The 17657-nt window shown below is 33.7% G+C and carries 15 protein-coding genes and 1 riboswitch; of the genes, 11 read left to right on the top strand and 4 right to left on the bottom strand.

All coding sequences use genetic code 11. The features are described 5' to 3' along the window. The first annotated feature begins 114 nt into the window (after window positions 1-114). From AN959_RS00840 to AN959_RS00820, 5 genes are all read left to right on the top strand, one after another. The gene (locus AN959_RS00840; protein WP_053590203.1) at window positions 115-1689 is read left to right on the top strand and encodes a peptide chain release factor 3; all 1575 of its coding nucleotides are present in this window, start codon (window positions 115-117) and stop codon (window positions 1687-1689) included. A 345-nt stretch (window positions 1690-2034) separates the two neighbouring features. Further along, complete coding sequence (locus tag AN959_RS00835) at window positions 2035-5100, top strand: efflux RND transporter permease subunit (RefSeq protein WP_056827510.1); 3066 nt, start codon at window positions 2035-2037, stop codon at window positions 5098-5100. Between the two features lie 446 nt (window positions 5101-5546). Then, a complete protein-coding gene (locus AN959_RS00830) occupies window positions 5547-6635 on the top strand; it encodes an SDR family oxidoreductase (RefSeq protein ID WP_056827508.1) in 1089 nt (362 codons plus the stop codon). A gap of 62 nt (window positions 6636-6697) precedes the next feature. Next, window positions 6698-6855, top strand: a riboswitch (yybP-ykoY riboswitch). A 1-nt stretch (window position 6856) separates the two neighbouring features. After that, the gene (locus AN959_RS00825) at window positions 6857-7624 is read left to right on the top strand and encodes a TerC family protein (RefSeq protein ID WP_056827506.1); all 768 of its coding nucleotides are present in this window, start codon (window positions 6857-6859) and stop codon (window positions 7622-7624) included. A gap of 106 nt (window positions 7625-7730) precedes the next feature. Then, complete coding sequence (locus tag AN959_RS00820) at window positions 7731-9083, top strand: TrkH family potassium uptake protein (protein ID WP_056827504.1); 1353 nt, start codon at window positions 7731-7733, stop codon at window positions 9081-9083. Window positions 9084-9103: 20 nt separating this feature from the next. Here the strand turns inward: AN959_RS00820 and AN959_RS00815 are convergent, their stop codons facing one another. Then, window positions 9104-10864 (bottom strand): B12-binding domain-containing radical SAM protein, encoded by a 1761-nt coding sequence (locus AN959_RS00815; RefSeq protein WP_056827502.1) that lies wholly within the window; start codon window positions 10862-10864, stop codon window positions 9104-9106. 196 nt (window positions 10865-11060) lie between these two features. Here AN959_RS00815 and AN959_RS00810 point away from each other — a divergent pair, with 196 nt between their 5' ends. Beyond that, window positions 11061-12146, top strand: coding sequence for an ATP-binding protein (locus tag AN959_RS00810; protein ID WP_056827500.1), 1086 nt, complete (start codon window positions 11061-11063; stop codon window positions 12144-12146). 56 nt (window positions 12147-12202) lie between these two features. Then, window positions 12203-12649: a MarR family winged helix-turn-helix transcriptional regulator gene (locus AN959_RS00805; RefSeq protein WP_056827499.1), complete on the top strand. Its 447-nt coding sequence runs from the start codon at window positions 12203-12205 to the stop codon at window positions 12647-12649. Between the two features lie 41 nt (window positions 12650-12690). Here AN959_RS00805 and AN959_RS00800 read toward each other — a convergent pair whose 3' ends face one another. From AN959_RS00800 to AN959_RS00790, 3 genes are all read right to left on the bottom strand, one after another. Next, window positions 12691-13293: a hypothetical protein gene (locus AN959_RS00800; protein WP_056827496.1), complete on the bottom strand. Its 603-nt coding sequence runs from the start codon at window positions 13291-13293 to the stop codon at window positions 12691-12693. Window positions 13294-13373: 80 nt separating this feature from the next. Then, window positions 13374-13985: a CPBP family intramembrane glutamic endopeptidase gene (locus tag AN959_RS00795; RefSeq protein ID WP_082460679.1), complete on the bottom strand. Its 612-nt coding sequence runs from the start codon at window positions 13983-13985 to the stop codon at window positions 13374-13376. A 62-nt stretch (window positions 13986-14047) separates the two neighbouring features. Next, the gene (locus AN959_RS00790) at window positions 14048-14236 is read right to left on the bottom strand and encodes a DUF2187 family protein (RefSeq protein ID WP_053590192.1); all 189 of its coding nucleotides are present in this window, start codon (window positions 14234-14236) and stop codon (window positions 14048-14050) included. A 126-nt stretch (window positions 14237-14362) separates the two neighbouring features. Between AN959_RS00790 and AN959_RS00785 the strand changes: the two genes are divergently transcribed. The 4 genes from AN959_RS00785 (at window position 14363) to AN959_RS00775 (ending at window position 16939) form a co-directional block, all read left to right on the top strand. Further along, window positions 14363-14551: a hypothetical protein gene (locus tag AN959_RS00785; protein WP_056827494.1), complete on the top strand. Its 189-nt coding sequence runs from the start codon at window positions 14363-14365 to the stop codon at window positions 14549-14551. A gap of 94 nt (window positions 14552-14645) precedes the next feature. Beyond that, complete coding sequence (locus AN959_RS20505; protein ID WP_082460677.1) at window positions 14646-14816, top strand: aspartyl-phosphate phosphatase Spo0E family protein; 171 nt, start codon at window positions 14646-14648, stop codon at window positions 14814-14816. 27 nt (window positions 14817-14843) lie between these two features. Next, window positions 14844-15782 carry a MoxR family ATPase gene (locus AN959_RS00780; RefSeq protein WP_056827492.1) on the top strand — a complete coding sequence of 313 codons (939 nt, stop codon included), beginning with the start codon at window positions 14844-14846 and terminating at the stop codon, window positions 15780-15782. After that, entirely contained in the window at window positions 15779-16939 is a 1161-nt protein-coding gene (locus tag AN959_RS00775) for a DUF58 domain-containing protein (RefSeq protein WP_056827490.1), read from the top strand. Before AN959_RS00780 ends, AN959_RS00775 begins: the two co-directional genes overlap by 4 nt. Window positions 16940-17657 lie beyond the last annotated feature (718 nt).

The following is a 17657-nucleotide window of genomic DNA, read 5'->3' as shown; positions in this document are numbered from 1 at the left end:
AACTAATTCTGCGATAAAATATGCAGAAAAACCGTTGACTGGTTCTTTTTTACTTGTATTTTCACGCTCAAATCCATATGATAAAAAAGTAAATAAGAAGGAGATACAAAATATATGGACTTACAATTAAAAGATGAAATATTAAAACGAAGAACCTTTGCGATTATTTCCCATCCGGATGCTGGTAAAACGACTATTACCGAAAAGCTTTTATATTTCGGTGGAGCTATACGTGACGCGGGAACTGTAAAAGGGAAGAAATCTGGAAAATTTGCAACATCTGACTGGATGGAAATCGAAAAACAACGTGGTATTTCAGTTACATCTTCTGTCATGCAATTTGACTTTAATAATTGTCGTATTAATATTCTCGATACACCAGGACATCAGGATTTCAGTGAAGATACGTATCGAACGCTAATGGCTGTTGACAGTGCGGTTATGATTGTCGATGCAGCAAAAGGGATTGAAGCACAAACTTTAAAACTATTTAAAGTTTGTCGAATGAGAGGAATTCCGATTTTCACTTTTATAAATAAGCTTGACCGACAAGGGAAAGAGCCTCTAGAGCTTATGGAAGAATTAGAGGAAGTTTTAGGAATCCAATCTTACGCAATGAACTGGCCGATAGGCATGGGAAAAGAATTTTTAGGAATTTACGATCGATATAACAAACGCATTGAACAATTCCGGGTGGAAGATGACCAACGATACCTTCCATTAGATGACGATGGGGAGCTTGCTGTTGATCATTCGATGAAACAAACTTCTTATTATACACAGGCAATGGAAGACATCATGTTGTTAGATGAAGCAGGAAATGACTTCGACAAAGAAAAAGTCCTTTCAGGAGATTTAACTCCTGTATTCTTCGGTAGTGCATTAACCAATTTTGGTGTACAAACATTTTTAGAGACTTACTTACAATTTGCCCCTACTCCACAGCCGCGTAAAACGGATAACGGGGAAGAAGTTAATCCTATTAACGAAGATTTCTCTGGTTTCATCTTTAAAATTCAAGCTAATATGAATCCTGCTCACCGAGATCGTATCGCATTCGTTCGAATCGTATCTGGAAAGTTTGAGAGAGGTATGAATGTAACACTAGCTCGTACTGGTAAAAACTTCAAAGTGACGCAGTCCACACAATTTTTAGCTGATGACCGGGAAACTGTTGAAACAGCAGTAGCTGGTGATATTATTGGACTTTACGATGTAGGAAACTATCAAATAGGTGATACAGTAGTCGGAGGAAAAAAAGGATTTAATTATGAAAAACTTCCTCAATTTACCCCGGAACTATTTGTAAAAGTAACAGCTAAAAACGTGTTGAAATCCAAGCATTTTCATAAAGGAATCCTCCAACTTGTACAAGAGGGAGCAATTCAATACTATAAAACGCTTCATACAGAAGAAGTCATTTTAGGAGCAGTTGGACAGCTCCAATTTGAAGTGTTTGAGCACCGTATGAGAAATGAATACAATGTGGAAGTTCGTATGGAACCAATTGGATCTAAAGTAGCACGTTGGATTGAAAATGAAGAAGAAGTGAAAGAATCCATGACAGGTCCAAGAAGTATGCTTGTGAGAGATCGCTATGACAACTATGTTTTCTTATTTGAAAATGAGTTCGCTACTAGATGGTTCCAAGATAAATACGAACATATTAAATTGTATAATCTTCTTTAATATCGTAGAGGGAGGCACTTTTTAACTAAAGTGACCTCTTTTTTTGATGGATATGAAAGAATCTATTCTCTACTATTCTCTAAAAGTTATATCTCGAATAATCGCAGGAAAGCGACGGAAGTCACGAATAATCCTTCAAGAAAATATACCACGGTAACTTGTATAATCACGATATAATTTCATTGAAAAGCAATATATATATTCTAAATCGCACAACCCTCCCTCCATATTCCAAAACTAGACAACAAACGCATTTTCCGTAAAGATTTTGTTTATTATAAATTTGAACTCTGCCTTTGTAGGGCATATGATAGTATTAGCAAAATAGAAGGTGGTCCCTAAAAAATGAAAATAAGTGATTTCTCCATAAAAAGACCAGTATTTACCACAGTTATCATGTTTCTTATTATTATACTTGGAGGAGTTTCATTCTTTAAAATTCCAGTAACTTTAATTCCCGACTTAAATCCTCCAGTTGCTGTAGTAGTAACAAGTTATCCAGGGGCAAGCTCGGTAGAAGTAAATGAAAAGATTACGAAACCATTAGAGGACTCGTTAAGTACTTTACCCGGAATCAAGTCAGTAAAGAGCACATCTCAAGAAGGCGCAAATTTCATCTTATTAGAGTTTGAATGGTCTACGGATATGGATGATATTGAATTAGATATTTTGCAACGTATTGATTTAACTACCATGCCGGAAGGCGCATTAAAACCACAGTTTTTAAAGTTTGACCCTGCACAATTTCCGATCATTCAGTTGTCACTAAGTGGGACAAATGCTGACGGCGATATTCGCTTAATCGCAGAAAAATTAGAAAAAGAATTGATCAGTACTGATGGAGTAGCTAATGTTAATATATCTGGCTCACTCGTGGAAGAAGTACAAATATTATTAAATCCAATTGCATTAGAAGAAAAAGGACTAACACAAAACGATATTGTTCAACTTATACAAGCAAATAATATTTCTTTTCCTGGAAATCCAGTGGAAACAAATGATAAAAAAACACTTACAACTAGAATAGTTAGTACATTAACGAGTATAGACGATATCAAAAATTTAGTGATTACAGTTAATCCACTTGATGGGAAAAAAGTAACTATTGCAGATGTTGCTACTGTAGAGTTGACCGAACAGGATTTAAACACTGAAACAAGAGCGAATAATGAACCAGCAGTTTTACTATCTGTTTTCCAAGAATCAAGTGCAAATACGGCTAATGTATCCAAAGCTTTTCAGCAAGCATTAGAGGAGCAGCTATCGAAAAAAGAATTTAACGGAGTTAAAGCAAATCTATTATTCGACCAAGGAGATTACATACAGGTTGCAATCGATAATATTGGCACCACGCTTATAAGTGGCGGTATTCTCGCAATGTTAATATTATTTGTCTTCTTAAAAGGTATAAGAAGTCCAATTATTGTCGGTGTTGCAATTCCTTATTCTGTCATAGTGACATTTGTTTTAATGTATTTTGCAGGCTTCTCCTTAAACATTATGACGCTAGGTGCGTTAGCGCTTGGTATTGGTATGCTCGTCGATAATTCCATTGTAGTAATAGAGAATATTGAAAGGCATTTAGGGTTAGGTAAAGATCCTAAGGAAGCCACTTATGTTGGAACAAAAGAAGTCATAGGAGCAATTACTGCTTCCACACTAACAACTGTCGCCGTGTTTGTGCCTGTTGTCTTTCTTTCTGGATTAATAGGTCAAATTTTTACAGAGTTTGCACTCACTATATCCTTTAGTTTATTTGCTTCCTTAGTAGTTGCGATAACAGTTATTCCCATGATGGCAAGTAGAATGCTGAAGAAGCCAAAGGGAAATCTGGAGGCAAAAAGAAGACGGTCGAAAGCATACAACAACTTTGAGCGTTCTGTAGGATGGGCATTGTCTCATCGAGCGATTATTCTTTCCATTACGGTAATCTTGTTAGTAATATCAACTGTTGGTTTATTCCGAACGGGAACAGAATTTTTACCTGCAACAGATGAAGGGTTTGTTACGATAGCCGTTAGGTTAGAAAATGGTTCTTCAATAGCTGCAACAGACGAAGTAGTAAAAAAAATTGAGGAACAATTACAAAAGGAAAAAGATGTAGAAGTATATGTAAGCTTTGTAGGCGGCAATCAAGAGGGACAGTCAAGAGGGACTTCCCGATCTAATTTGGCGGAAATATCCGTTAAGCTAATACCATTAGATCAAAGAGAGCGTTCCATTTTTACTTTTGTAGATGAAGTTCAACCTAAGGTGATAGAAGCAGTTGGAGAAAATGTAGAAGTAAACTTTAATCTACAAACGGCTGCTGGATCAGCACCAAACTCACTATCTTTTACAATAACTTCAGCAAATAAAGAACAGTTAAATAATGCGGTAAATAAAGTGACAAAAGAAATAGAAAAGATAAATGGAATAACAAAAATAAGAAATGATTTAACGGAGACAATTGATGAAGTCCAAATGACGGTGAAGAGAGATGCAGCTACTGAATATGGCCTTGCTCCAGCTCAAATAGCCCAAACCGTCAATAATATAACAAGAGGAGTTATAGCAACACAGATTATTTTAGAGCAAGAAGAGGTGTATGGTGTATATGTTAATTATGATGAAGATTATCGAAATAGCGTAGACCAACTAAAGCAATTAAAACTTAGAACACCATCTGGTCTATATATTTCCTTACAGGATGTAGCACATATAGAGGTTGCAGAGGGACCTTTAACAATCCGAAGAGTGAATCAAGCGGGGGCAGTTGCATTTACTGTTAAATATGATTCTAATATTTCATTAGGGGAAATGTCTGATTCAGTAGATGCTGCAATTGAAAGAGCACAATTGCCAAACAATGTTTCTATTTCATTTGGTGGAGATCGGGAATTATTAGATAATGCAACAAACGATATGATCTTGGCGGTTTTATTGGCAGTTGTTTTAGTATTCATTGTAATGGCTGCCCAGTTTGAATCATACAAGTATCCATTTGTTATTATGTTTACAGTACCCCTAATTGTCATTGGAATATTCTTTGGATTATTTACAACAAACACACCAATAAGTATTTCAGCAGTAATAGGGATTCTTATCTTAGTAGGAATTGTAGTTAATAACGGAATTGTATTAGTAGAATATATTAATCAGCGAAAAGCAGAGGGGATGGCATCATACGAAGCTATAACAACCTCGGTACGAGATCGTGTAAGACCTATTCTCATGACTGCGTTAACGACCATCTTAGGGTTAGTACCACTTGCGCTAGGTATTGGGGAAGGAACAGAAATCAATCAACCAATGGGCATTACAGTAATTGGAGGATTAATTAGTTCTACTTTTTTAACTTTATATGTTGTTCCGGTAATTTATAGTTTGTTTGATAAAGAAACAAGAAAACGTGCGACAACTCAAGATTAGGCCAAATTAAAGTACTACTTATGCATAGTCTCGGAAGGATACATCTCTAACTATAGACATTCGCGCTGACCGCAAAGTAAACTTCGCTGTCTCATACTGCACGTCATGCGGCTGACAAGGGCGAATGCCAGTGTATTCTGCTTGATAAGGAATAAAGTACTCAAATGAAATGTTAATCAATAATCTTGAAAACAGGATGTAGGCTTAACTTTCATTAAATTGTTTTTAGTTCATCCGATGATTCCAGGATGTGCGCCTTACACGCCGCAGAAGCGCGAAGAATGAGACCCCGTAAAGGATGAGGGAGGCGGCAAAGGAGCGACTCATCCTGCAGAGGCTCATGCGTAGCGTATGGCTAGCGCACATCCGTGTTCGTGTCTTCTCTAAGAAACGAAGGGTCTTCTCGATGGCTCATTTTTTAATATTTATACAAGGGGTGGGTCTATATGTCGAACGCACTAATAACCGGTTTTCCTGGTTTTTTAGCTAAAAATATTATAAAAGAGCTTCGCCTTCAAAAAGCTTTTTCATCTATTTACGTACTCGTTCTTCCAGTTCAAGTAGATAAAGCGAAAGAAATGATAGCAGAAATCTATAAAGATGAAATACCAAATCAACAGATCATTATTGTGGAAGGAGATATTACAGAACCTAATGCCGGATTGAAAAATGAAACATTAAACATGCTACGAGAAAAAGTAGAGTATATATGGCATTTAGCAGCAATTTATGATTTAGCAGTTCCAAAAGATATCGCTTGGAAAGTGAATGTTCATGGAACAGACATGTTTAATAAAGTAGTTGTGCAATTTCCTAATCTAAAGAGATATATATACTTTAGTACAGCCTATGTTGCAGGTAAAAGAGAAGGGAAACTATTAGAAACAGAGCTTATTAGACCAGATGGTTTTAAAAATTATTATGAAGAAACAAAATATGAGGCGGAATTGCTAGTAGAACAACTAAAAGAGTCCGTTCCTGTCACTATAATCAGACCTGGAATTGTAAGGGGCAATTCTGTGACGGGGGAAACAATTAAATTTGATGGGCCATATTTCTTTATTAATATGATTACTAATCTAAAATGGTTGCCCGTGTTACCTTACTTAGGAAAGTCAAATTCTTTTATTAATGTTGTACCTAGTGATTATATAACAAAAGCTTCCATATATAGCTGTTTTAGTGAGGATGCCCTTTCAAAAACATTGCATTTGACTGATCCAAAACCATATCCAGTTGAAGAAGTGTATCGTGCATTTGTAAAAGAAATAACAGGGAAATATCCAAAAGGGAGAATACCATTATTTCTTGCAAAAGCATCTGTTTCTTTATATCTAGTTAGAAAGCTATTACAAGTAGAAAAGGAAACATTAGATTATTTAACATGGGATGCTTCCTTTGATACTACTGTAGCTGATAGTATATTAAAAAAAGGAAACATTACATGCCCAGATTTTATCGAATCTATCCCATCTATGATTGGATTTTATAACGGACATAAAGACGACAAATTGTATCACATTCAAATAAAGTAGATTTACCTTTACAAATTAATTTGTAATCGTTATAATGAATAACATAAATGGATATACTTTTGACATATGTCAAAGGGGAGTAGCTATAGGGAAACCTATTTCATAATCGTCATTACATGGCGTAAGCCATCGGTTATGATAGTAATTTTTAAAATTGCTTAGCAAGACCTTTGCCTTTTAATAGGCATGGGTCTTTTTATTTGCAAAAAAGGAGGATATTTATGGAAACAGTTTTTTTAGAGTATGCATGGGTCTTGCTAGTTTTAGTAGGTCTAGAAGGTTTACTTGCAGCTGATAATGCAGTCGTGATGGCTGTAATGGTAAAACACTTACCAAAAGAACAACAGAAAAAAGCGTTATTTTACGGGTTATTAGGTGCTTTTGTCTTTAGATTTTTAGCATTATTCATGATTACATTCTTAGTGAATATTTGGCAAGTTCAAGCAATAGGAGCAGCTTACTTACTATTCATTTCGATAAAACATATTTATGATCAACGCAAAAAACCAGGTCCACATATCGATGTAGAAGGAATGGAACCAAAAAAAGGTTCTGGATTTTGGATGACAGTATTAAAAGTTGAGCTTGCAGATATTGCTTTTGCAATAGACTCTATGCTTGCAGCAGTAGCAATTGCAGTTACTTTACCGTACGTAGGCGACTTTGATATAGGTGGTATAAATGCTGGTCAATTCTCCGTTATGTTCGCAGGTGGTGTCATTGGTCTAATCATTATGCGATTTGCAGCGCACAAATTTGTTCAATTACTTGAAAAGTACCCTTCACTTGAAACAGCAGCATTTTTAATCGTTGGTTGGGTAGGGGTAAAATTAGCAGTATTGACAATGTCTCATGACAAAGTTGGAATTCTACCTCATGATTTCCCACACTCTGCACCATGGGAAATTACTTTCTGGACAGTCTTGCTGGGTATAGCTCTATTAGGATATATATTCGGAGTAGTTAAAAACAAAAAAGAAAATGCGTAGTAATAAATTGTAAAAGTATGAAAAGATAGTGGTTAGTGCTATCTTTTTATGCTTTTTTTTCTTACAATGAGAAAACAGGCATGTGCTTATTGAAAGGAAACTATTTATGAGAACATTTCAAGTTAAACAAAAGTTTAAATTTACTCCAGCTCAAGTAATCGTAACGTATTATTTTATTGCTATTGCTGTATCAGTAATTCTTCTAAATTTACCAGGTGTTCATAGGCCAGGGGTTCATGTGGATTTTATTGATAGTTTATTTACCGCAGTAAGTGCAGTTAGTGTCACTGGTTTAACAGCGATTAATATTCTTGAAACATATAGTGTATTTGGATACTTTATGTTATTACTGATTCTCCAATTAGGTGGAATTGGAATTATGTCGTTAGGGACATTTATTTGGTTAGTTTCGGGAAAAAAAATTGGGCTTCGCGAAAGACAGTTAATAATGGTTGATCATAATCAGCCTAAATTATCAGGTGTAGTGAACTTAATAAAAGAAATTGTTAAAATTTTATTGTTAATTCAACTTATAGGAGCAGTTATATTAACTTTATATTTCACACAATATTATGATACATTCAAGGAAGCGATGGTACATGGGATCTTTACGTCTGTTTCGGCCACAACCAATGCAGGGTTCGATATAACAGGTGAATCTTTAATACCGTATCATCATGATTATTTTGTTCAAATAATTACTAGCATGTTAATTGTTTTTGGAGCAATTGGGTTCCCAGTTTTAATTGAAGTAAAAGAATTTCTTTCAAACAAAAATAAAAATTTTCGTTTTTCATTATTTACAAAGCTGACAACAATCACATATGCAATTCTTCTGATGTTTGGTACACTAATGATTCTTTTACTTGAAATGTTTAATTCAATGCAAGGAATGGCTTGGCATGAAAAGTTTTTTACAGCTTTCTTCCATTCTGTTTCATCTCGTTCAGCAGGTTTAACAACAGTAGATATTACATTATTCCAAGAAGGTACAAATTTTTTAATTAGTGTTTTGATGTTCATTGGTGCATCCCCAAGCTCAGTAGGTGGCGGGATACGTACGACAACTTTTGCCATTGCACTATTATTTTTAATCAATTTTTCAAGAGGTAAAGACAATATTCAAATTTTTCATCGTGAAATTCATTTAATTGATATTTTTCGAGCATATGCAGTAATAATTTTAGCTCTAGGTATGGTGTTTGCCGCAACTATTCTACTTTCTATAACTGAACCGGATATTCCAATTACATCTTTACTATTTGAAATAACCTCTGCTTTCGGTACTTGTGGAATGTCGCTTGGTATTACTGGAGATCTATCAATTATTGGGAAGGTAACAATTATGATATTAATGTTTATTGGACGAGTTGGTCTGATCTCATTTTTATATACATTAGGTGGAAAGAGTAATAAAAGTAAATATCATTACCCGAAAGAGCGAGTGATTATCGGATAATAGAAAAGCCAATTAATCCGTTAAAGGATTAATTGGCTTTGTTGTTTTTGTTCGATAAAAAAGAAATGTGGGGTTGGACCTTTTCCAAAAGTAGTAAGTAAGTATCCTTCTCTTTCTTTTATTATTCCCTGCAAATATGAGTCAACACAAATAGAGATTGGTGTTATAAAAGTTTGTTTATATAATTCACGTTCGTTCATCTGAAGTGATGCAAATTCATCCCCTGCAATAGATGGATTTAACAGAAGTTGTTTATATAGATAGGATTGTTCTTCTTTAGCAATGTCGTTTGACCACCAAGGTTTGCGTGGTTGGAATTTTTGTTTAGATAAATAATCTAGTTTCATAACACTTTGAACAACTGGTAAGGATAAGTTTTCAATTCCCATTAAAAAGGTATTCAATCTAATGAATAAATCCTCTAATTGATGACCAATTTTCGACCAATTTCTTTCCTCCCAAAAGGTACCAAATTGTTGGAAGAAATCAAATGGAGTATCAAAAATTTGATCGAACAAGTATTCAAGTGTTCGATCCATCCTATGCGCATTCCAATATTTCTCTAAAACATCTTCCACTTGTTTTATGCGAAGGATATCGTCAAAAGTTAACACATTATTAGAAAAGATTTCATACGGCGCTTGATCTACATAAACATAACCGTATTTTTTTGCTTCCACACGTAATCCAGTCCCACGTAGCAACTTTAAAAATCCTAACTGTAATTCCTCTGGGCGCATTTCAAATACTTCATTGAAAGTATTTCTAAAGGAATCATAATCTTCTTCTGGCAGACCGGCAATTAGATCCAAATGCTGATCAATTTTGCCTCCACTCTTAACCATTGTAACTGTACGTTTTAACTTCTCAAAGTTTTGTCTACGTTTGACAAGTTCGTTCGTTAAATCATTTGTTGATTGGACGCCAATTTCAAATCGGAAAAGCCCTGCTGGTGCATTATCATTTAAAAATTGAATTACTTCTGGCCTCATAATATCAGCAGTTATTTCAAACTGAAAGACTACTCCAGGTAAATGTTCATCTATTAAAAATTGGAACATTTCCATTGCGTAGCTTCTACTTATATTAAAAGTTCGATCCACAAACTTTATTGTTTTCGCTCCATTTGCCATTAAAAAGCGAATATCTTCCTTCACTTTATCTCTATTGAAGTATCTAACACCTACCTCAATTGAAGATAAACAAAATTGACACGAGAAAGGACAACCACGACTTGTTTCAATATAAACTATTCGCTTAGACAGAGTGGGTAAATCTTCTTCAAAGCGAAATGGTGAAGGAGATTCTCTTAAATCTAATTTTTTTGGTAGCGGATTTAGAATAAATTTGTCGTCTTGTACATATGCTACACCAGGTATGTTTTCAAGAGACTGTTTACCGTGTAGGAAATTTAACAGTTCCTTAAAAGAAATTTCTCCTTCACCAACGACAATATAATCTATTTCTTTTACTTGTCGTAACCAAATATTTGTGTCGTAAGAAACTTCCGGACCACCTAAAACAATAGTAATTTTTGGATCCACAGTCTTGAGAATTTTAATAACTTTTAACGTTTCTTCGATATTCCAAATATAGCAGCTAAAACCTACAATATCGGGTTTTTTCTGATATAAATCCGCGACAATGTTAAATGTGGGGTCTTTAATGGTGTATTCAGTGATAAGGGGGGAATATTCTGGTTCTGCATAGGATTTTAAGCAGCGAAGTGCCAAATTAGTATGAATGTATTTTGCATTTAGTGTTGTTAAGATTATATTCATTGTTAATAACTCCTTTTTACTTATTTCTATTGTAACAACAATGATTGTTGTTGTCGACAATATAGGTAAAAGGAATCATTTCATTATAAAAAAATTTGTGGAATAATCAGAATTAACAAATATTTTAAATGCTTCTTTTTTACATACTGTAAATACCCCTTTTTGGGATGATTTTTTAATCGTTAGGAGAGGATGGGTGACGTTTGTGGTAGTTGAAGCTAAATATAAGCAAAGATTTGAACATGTTTTTCAGCTTTATTCTGGAGGGCTTATTTTCATTAATCAAGAAGGAATAATTCTAGAAGTAAATTCAAAAGTAGAGAATATTCTACAAACCGATAGAAATGAGTTAAGTGGGATGAATGCATTTCATATTTTGAAAATGCTAAAAGCTAACCTTGAAAATAAAAAAGAGTTTATACAAGAACTTCACCATAAAGGGCAGGCGGAGTTTTTTTGTGAAATACAAACCTTCAGGGGTGAATTAAAATATATAAGAATTAGAGTTTCAAAACAAAAGGATGCAGACCTTTACTTAACGGAAGTTAATGATGAATCCGAAAAAATGAAAATGAAAAAGAGATTAGACCACACAGAATCTCTTAGCACTCTGGGGCAATTGGCAGCAAGTATTGCACATGAAATACGCAATCCAATGACGTCATTAAAAGGATTTACCCAATTATTGTATTCTACTGCAAATGATGATGGAAAAAGGTATTTATCCGTTATTAATGATGAAATTAATAGAATGGAAGAGATTTTAACGGAATTCTTAGAAGTTTCTAAGCCTACTACTCCTATATTTACAAACTTTGAGATAAAGAATCTAATTCTTGAAGTAGTTAATTTTATGGCTCCTCAAGCATTGATGCAAAACATAAATGCTACTATCAATTTTGAGATTGACCATACTCGAAAAATATTAGGTGATCGAAATTTATTAAAACAAGTATTTATAAATACGATAAAAAATGCAATAGAGGCAATGTCAAATGGAGGAAATATATATATAAATATTTCGGACATGGGTGATAAACCCTATGTGTGTGTTTCCATTGAAGATCAAGGACATGGTATAGAAGAAAAAGTTCTAGAAAAGATTTTTGATCCTTTTTATACAACTAAAACTTATGGGACAGGTTTAGGGTTGGCACATATTAACAAAGTAATTGGTGAACATGGAGGAAATATTGAAGTAAGTAGTACAGTAGGAAAAGGAACTACTTTTACATTTCTGCTTCCTCTTCATAATGAGAACAAACATATTTTGACAATCTAATCACCTGACCTATATAATAGTGTTTAGTGTATTTTATTTAGGTGAGGATGACGAGAATGACAAATGAACAATCGAACAGTGCATTAAAGTTATTTATTGTGTTGTCACGTGCTCATAAAGTAATTCATGAAAGTACGAATCATTTCTTTCAAGAAAATGGTTTAAACCCGACTGAATTTGCAGTATTGGAACTCTTATATCATAAGGGGAGACAACCACTTCAGCAAATTGGGAACAAAATCCTTTTGGCAAGTGGCTCTATTACATATGTAGTAGACAAGTTAGAAAAAAGAGGTTATATTAGTCGTGTTTCTTGTGATTCTGATCGTCGAGTGACTTTTGCAGAAATTACAAATGAAGGAAATGCATTCATGGACGAACTTTTCCCAAGACACGAGAAACAACTGGTTGAATTAATGGGAGCTCTTTCAGAGGAAGAAAAACTAGAAGTTATCGACCTTGTAAAAAAACTTGGTTTATCCATTAAAAATTTGTCGTATTAATAAAAAAAGCTTCTGATTAACTACTAATCAGAAGCTTTTTTTTATTTACTTTTTATTGTTCCTGCCATTTGTATGAAAGTTTCTAATGCAGGAGTATCAGCTGTATCAAATATAGTAAGTTTTACTATCAATCCGTCTGTTTCAAAAGTATATCCCGTAACTTTTCCATCTGGAGTATCTATTTGGAACCCTTTAGCTTGCTGAATAGTATCACTAGCAGGCAGTTGATTTTCATCTGTAATTTCTTCTAATGTTCCTTCCTCATTGGAAGCCTTTAGTGTTTCCATTAAATTGTTTGTAGTTTCTTCTAAATTGACTTCTTCCTTATTAAAGGTTTCAATTCTCATCGACTGTAAATCATTTTCTTTATTGAAAAGTAAATCCTTGTTCGGTTCTTCTCCAGTCAGTTCAAAACCTTCTACAACTGTGATGGAGTAGTTTTGGCTTTCGCTTTCTGTAGTAGTACCTTCAAGTACTTGTTGCGGCTCATTGGAACTAGTTGAATTATTTTGTGATTGTCCATTTTCAGTTGCTTCAGTAGTAGGTAGATCGTTAGTGTTTTCAGATTCATTAGTTGTTGTACCACAAGCAGAAATTAAAACTGTAAGTAGCATAACAGACAATAAAGAATAAAACTTTTTCATGATTTTCCAGCTCCTTTAAAAAAATAAGTTATACTTCTTTATTTATACATATTATTAGACGTAACTGATTAATAATTGTTTCAGACAATAGGGAACACTAAAAATAACAAGACTAACAAAATGATATGGGCTAAAATAATAAGAGGCATACTTTTTTTCCATTCATATAAAATTCCCAGAATGAGTCCACAAATGAAAGCGCCTAACATGCCTAGCCAAAAACCGCTAAATATAAAAGAAAGGCTAGATAGTACTGAACTAGCAATAATAGCTTTTGAAGGAGTCATCCACCGCTTCAATTGTTGCTGTATATACCCTCTCCAAAAAAATTCTTCACCAGGTGCTATAATGAACAAAAGCAATAGAAAATGCCAAATGGAAGTAGGCGCAAAGTTACCAAAAAATTGGTTGACACTTGTGGTCGATATACCTGGAATCCACTCAAGTAATTTATATCCTCCTGCAATTATGGCATACATCAAAAATCCAAATCCTACACCATAAAGAATATATTCAATTGTTTTGATCTTATCATCTATCTTAGCGTAAAAAAATGCAATCGACATGAGAAAAAGGACCGTAAAAGTGTAAAAGTACCAAAATACCTTTTCATTAGAAAATGTGATCCATGTAAAGGTATAAGCTAAAAGTAAGGTTATGATTAAACCCAATAAGGGTATTTTTCTGTTCAATAAAAGCACATCCTAAAAATTATTTAAAATACCGTTCTTCTAATCGAGGAACGGCATGACGTTTAGTCTTCATTACTATATAATATTTTATAACGCTTGTGGTTGACTACGGTTTTTTCTTCCATTTCAAGTTCATTAAAGTTCTCCATATATGTTAAATCAACGATTACAGAGTTCTCATTGACTTTTTCAACAATACCTTGGAGACCATCTCTAAATTCTATTATATTACCAACTTCTGCAACTTTCACAGATTGTCCCTCCCCTTTTAGAACTTAATACATTACAGTTTGCCCTAAAAAAAGGTATTCGTAAAGTATTTTAATCCGAAAGCGGCAAAATATACATCGATTAATAAAAAGAAAGGAACGAGCTATATGGAATCTTTTGAAGAGAAGCTAAATATGCTAAAAAATGGTACTATAAATACATTAGAAATAACAAAAGAGGAATTTCTTCCATTTCGAGAAGTATTATTAAAAAGAGAAGATTTTAAACATTTTTCAGGAAAAGCTAAACAAGGTGGTCATGTCATTTATACGTATTTACTAACACCAAGAAGTTGATTGTCGTGAATTGTCGAAATGTTTTTGTTTAAACACTTAAAGCAAAAGGTATATTGAAATGAAAATATATATTTTGTAAAAGGGGTTGTTCTAAATGGTAGAATCTATTTTGAAACAAGTGGAATTTACAAGGGAAAAGATGATCCAAACAGCTATAGAAAAGGGAATGCAAGATCAAGATACTATTCGATTAAGTAAAGAGCTTGATTTGCTATTAAATATATTTCAATATGAAGAAAGCCAAAATATACAATATAAAAAATAGATTAGATATTTAAGGGAGAAATTGTTCATGAATAGTATCTTAGTACTACAAAAGGAACTAAACCAATCTATAATTGGACGGGAAAGAGAAATTGAATTGATGCTGATGGGATTACTATGTGGGGGGCATGTGCTTTTAGAAAGTGTACCAGGTTCTGGAAAAACTATGATGGCTAAGTCTTTTGCCGAAGCTATTCATGGAGAATTTAAAAGAATACAGTTTACACCAGATGTATTACCTTCAGATATAACTGGAATTAGTTTTTTTCATCCTCAAAAGCAAGAATTTATTCTAAGAATAGGACCCGTGATGAGTAATATCCTACTCGCAGACGAGATAAACCGTGCGACACCGAGAACTCAATCAAGTTTACTGGAGGCCATGGAAGAGAAACAAGTAACAATTGATGGAGAAACAATTAATTTGTTATCCCCTTTTATGGTTATCGCAACTCAAAATCCAGTAGAGTCTCAGCAGGGTACTTTTCCACTTCCTGCTGCACAATTAGATCGTTTTCTATTTAAACTAACGATTGACTATCCATCTATGGAACAAGAAAAAGTTATATTACAAACATTTGGACGTTTACCAGGGGAAGTAAGATCAAAAAAAGTAGTGACATTAGAACAAATTGAACTATGGGCTGAGCAAGCAAAGGAAGTAGCTGTGCATGACGACATCATGACTTACATAGTCCAAATTGTAAATTGTACTAGAAATCACCAATTTATTGAATTAGGGTTAAGTAGTCGTGCTTCTCTTGCATTACTTCAAGCAGCTAAAGCTCATGCTTATATTAAAGGTAGAATGTATGTTACTCCAGATGATGTAAAAAAAGTGATTGACCCCGTCTGCCTTCATCGCATGAAACTTTCTCCTCAAGGAATGCTAATTCATAATCTAGCAGACATAATGAGAGAACTAGTCAGTGAAATTGAAGTTCCGGTTGAGGCTATTTCTCGATGAATTGGATACGTCAAGATTTTGGTATGAGAAATACAAAATTATTCTTAGATTTTCTCATCGTTATATGTATAATCACTCTTCTCCTCAAACAATATCTATTATTAGTTGTTTTAACTTTAATGCTATTTATAGTTTTTTTGCAAATGATTTATTTTAAAAAGGTCGGAGAGAAATTAATTCTAATTAATGAAAAAAAGAGAGTTCGTTTATTAATAGGATCGACTTCTAATCTGGTATTAACTTTTCAAAACAAAGGGTTACCAATTTGGAACGGAACTCTATTAATATCTTTTCAAGATTCTATAACCCCATATGGTATCACCAATAGAACTATTGCAGGTTTACACGAAGTGAAAGCTCCTTTCTCTATAGGTTTTAACAAGCGAGTAACGATAAAAATACCCATAACAGGTGACCATAGAGGGCTTGCTAGGATAAACCAAATCGAAATTCAAGTTCCACATCCTTTAATCGACGGATCAGTTTTGCTTGATTTTAAGCCATTTATATTAATAGATGCAATTGTATTCCCCAAAATATATCCCATCAATGAGAAGCTACATCCATCTAATGTAAAACAAGGTCACTTACAATTGAATTCTTCTTTATATGATGATCCTTATTTTCCAGTTGGAACAAGACAATATGAACCTGGAGACCAATTTCATCATATACATTGGAAAGCTAGTGCTAAAATGCAAGAATTACAAACGAAAGTATTTACTAAGGTAGCGAATGTATCTATCCTTTTTGTCTTAAATATAAAGAACAAGCATGGGGTAGTGGCAGATTTTGAAGAAAAAATTGAGTGGTTAGCTTCCTATATAGACGCTTGTTATAAAGAAGATATACCTTTCTCTTTTGCAATAAATATACGAACATATGGGAAATTCCCTTTTGTATATTTACCAATAGGAAGTGGGGATACGCATAGGATACGAGCTTTAGAACTACTATCCGTATTATCTTGGAGCGACAGTCTAGTTCCATTTGATAAGATGATTGCGTACATAAATATGAAGGAAGAACTTCCAGTTGCTGTTTATATTATGACACATAATCTAGAACAGTTTTTACCATTTTTAAGTCAATGGGAACAACGGTCAAACGTTTTGTACGTAACGGATATAATTCAAAGGGAGGCTTCTCATGTATAAGTCTACCCGAATGATCAATATTCAAGTTCAGTCGTTTGGAAACTATTTGAGAGATATATGGATCGTTGCTTTGATTTTTGTATTGATTCAAAATCAAACGGCTATATCGTTACCTATTATTTGGATTGGTCTACAAGTAATCATTTCAGTCGTTTCCCTATTAGTGTTTAGAAAAACGGGTCCAAATATGGTTGTACCTTTTATTCTCCCTTCATTGATCTTGTTGTTGCTTTTCCTTTTCGGATCTCCTTTTTGGTTATTTTTGATAGGAGTATTGATTTCAATATGGAGACTTCACGCAAGATTTAATACATCTCAAAATGGGTACCATTTAGATAGCAGCTTTATGCTTATATTTTTTGCAACTTTTCTCTTAGTCCATTTTGTTAGTTTTATTTTGGGGCATGAAAACTATCAGTATCTTCTTTATACTGTATTTTTAACCGGAATAGCACTGTTCATGGGCATAAGAGTATTCTCTATCTTAGTGAATACAGACAAGTCTAATTCCATTTCGAAAGCAAAAATTTTTGTTTTCTATCTAGTTAGTATCGTTTGTTTAGCTGGTCTATCTGTTTGTATTTATTTTATTGCCCCGATCATTAGAAAAGGGATAGATATCCTGTTAGTATTTATTTTTAGTATTTTAATAATACCATTTAGACCTCTAATAGAATATCTAGAAAATTTCATAGGTGGATTACAGATTAAAGAAATA

This window comes from Psychrobacillus sp. FJAT-21963 (assembly GCF_001420585.1).
Classification (GTDB): Bacteria; Bacillota; Bacilli; order Bacillales_A; family Planococcaceae; genus Psychrobacillus.
Note: the sequence above shows the minus strand (reverse complement) of the source record. Positions and strands in the feature narration are given on the sequence as shown.

Bases quoted from the DNA above. Each gene is read 5' to 3' on its own strand.
- AN959_RS00840 (WP_053590203.1), top strand. From the start codon at position 115: ATGGACTTACAATTAAAAGATGAAATATTAAAACGAAGAACCTTTGCG.
- AN959_RS00835 (WP_056827510.1), top strand. From the start codon at position 2,035: ATGAAAATAAGTGATTTCTCCATAAAAAGACCAGTATTTACCACAGTT.
- AN959_RS00830 (WP_056827508.1), top strand. From the start codon at position 5,547: ATGTCGAACGCACTAATAACCGGTTTTCCTGGTTTTTTAGCTAAAAAT.
- AN959_RS00825 (WP_056827506.1), top strand. From the start codon at position 6,857: ATGGAAACAGTTTTTTTAGAGTATGCATGGGTCTTGCTAGTTTTAGTA.
- AN959_RS00820 (WP_056827504.1), top strand. From the start codon at position 7,731: ATGAGAACATTTCAAGTTAAACAAAAGTTTAAATTTACTCCAGCTCAA.
- AN959_RS00815 (WP_056827502.1), bottom strand. From the start codon at position 10,864: ATGAATATAATCTTAACAACACTAAATGCAAAATACATTCATACTAAT.
- AN959_RS00805 (WP_056827499.1), top strand. From the start codon at position 12,203: ATGACAAATGAACAATCGAACAGTGCATTAAAGTTATTTATTGTGTTG.
- AN959_RS00800 (WP_056827496.1), bottom strand. From the start codon at position 13,293: ATGAAAAAGTTTTATTCTTTATTGTCTGTTATGCTACTTACAGTTTTA.
- AN959_RS00785 (WP_056827494.1), top strand. From the start codon at position 14,363: ATGGAATCTTTTGAAGAGAAGCTAAATATGCTAAAAAATGGTACTATA.
- AN959_RS20505 (WP_082460677.1), top strand. From the start codon at position 14,646: ATGGTAGAATCTATTTTGAAACAAGTGGAATTTACAAGGGAAAAGATG.
- AN959_RS00780 (WP_056827492.1), top strand. From the start codon at position 14,844: ATGAATAGTATCTTAGTACTACAAAAGGAACTAAACCAATCTATAATT.
- AN959_RS00775 (WP_056827490.1), top strand. From the start codon at position 15,779: ATGAATTGGATACGTCAAGATTTTGGTATGAGAAATACAAAATTATTC.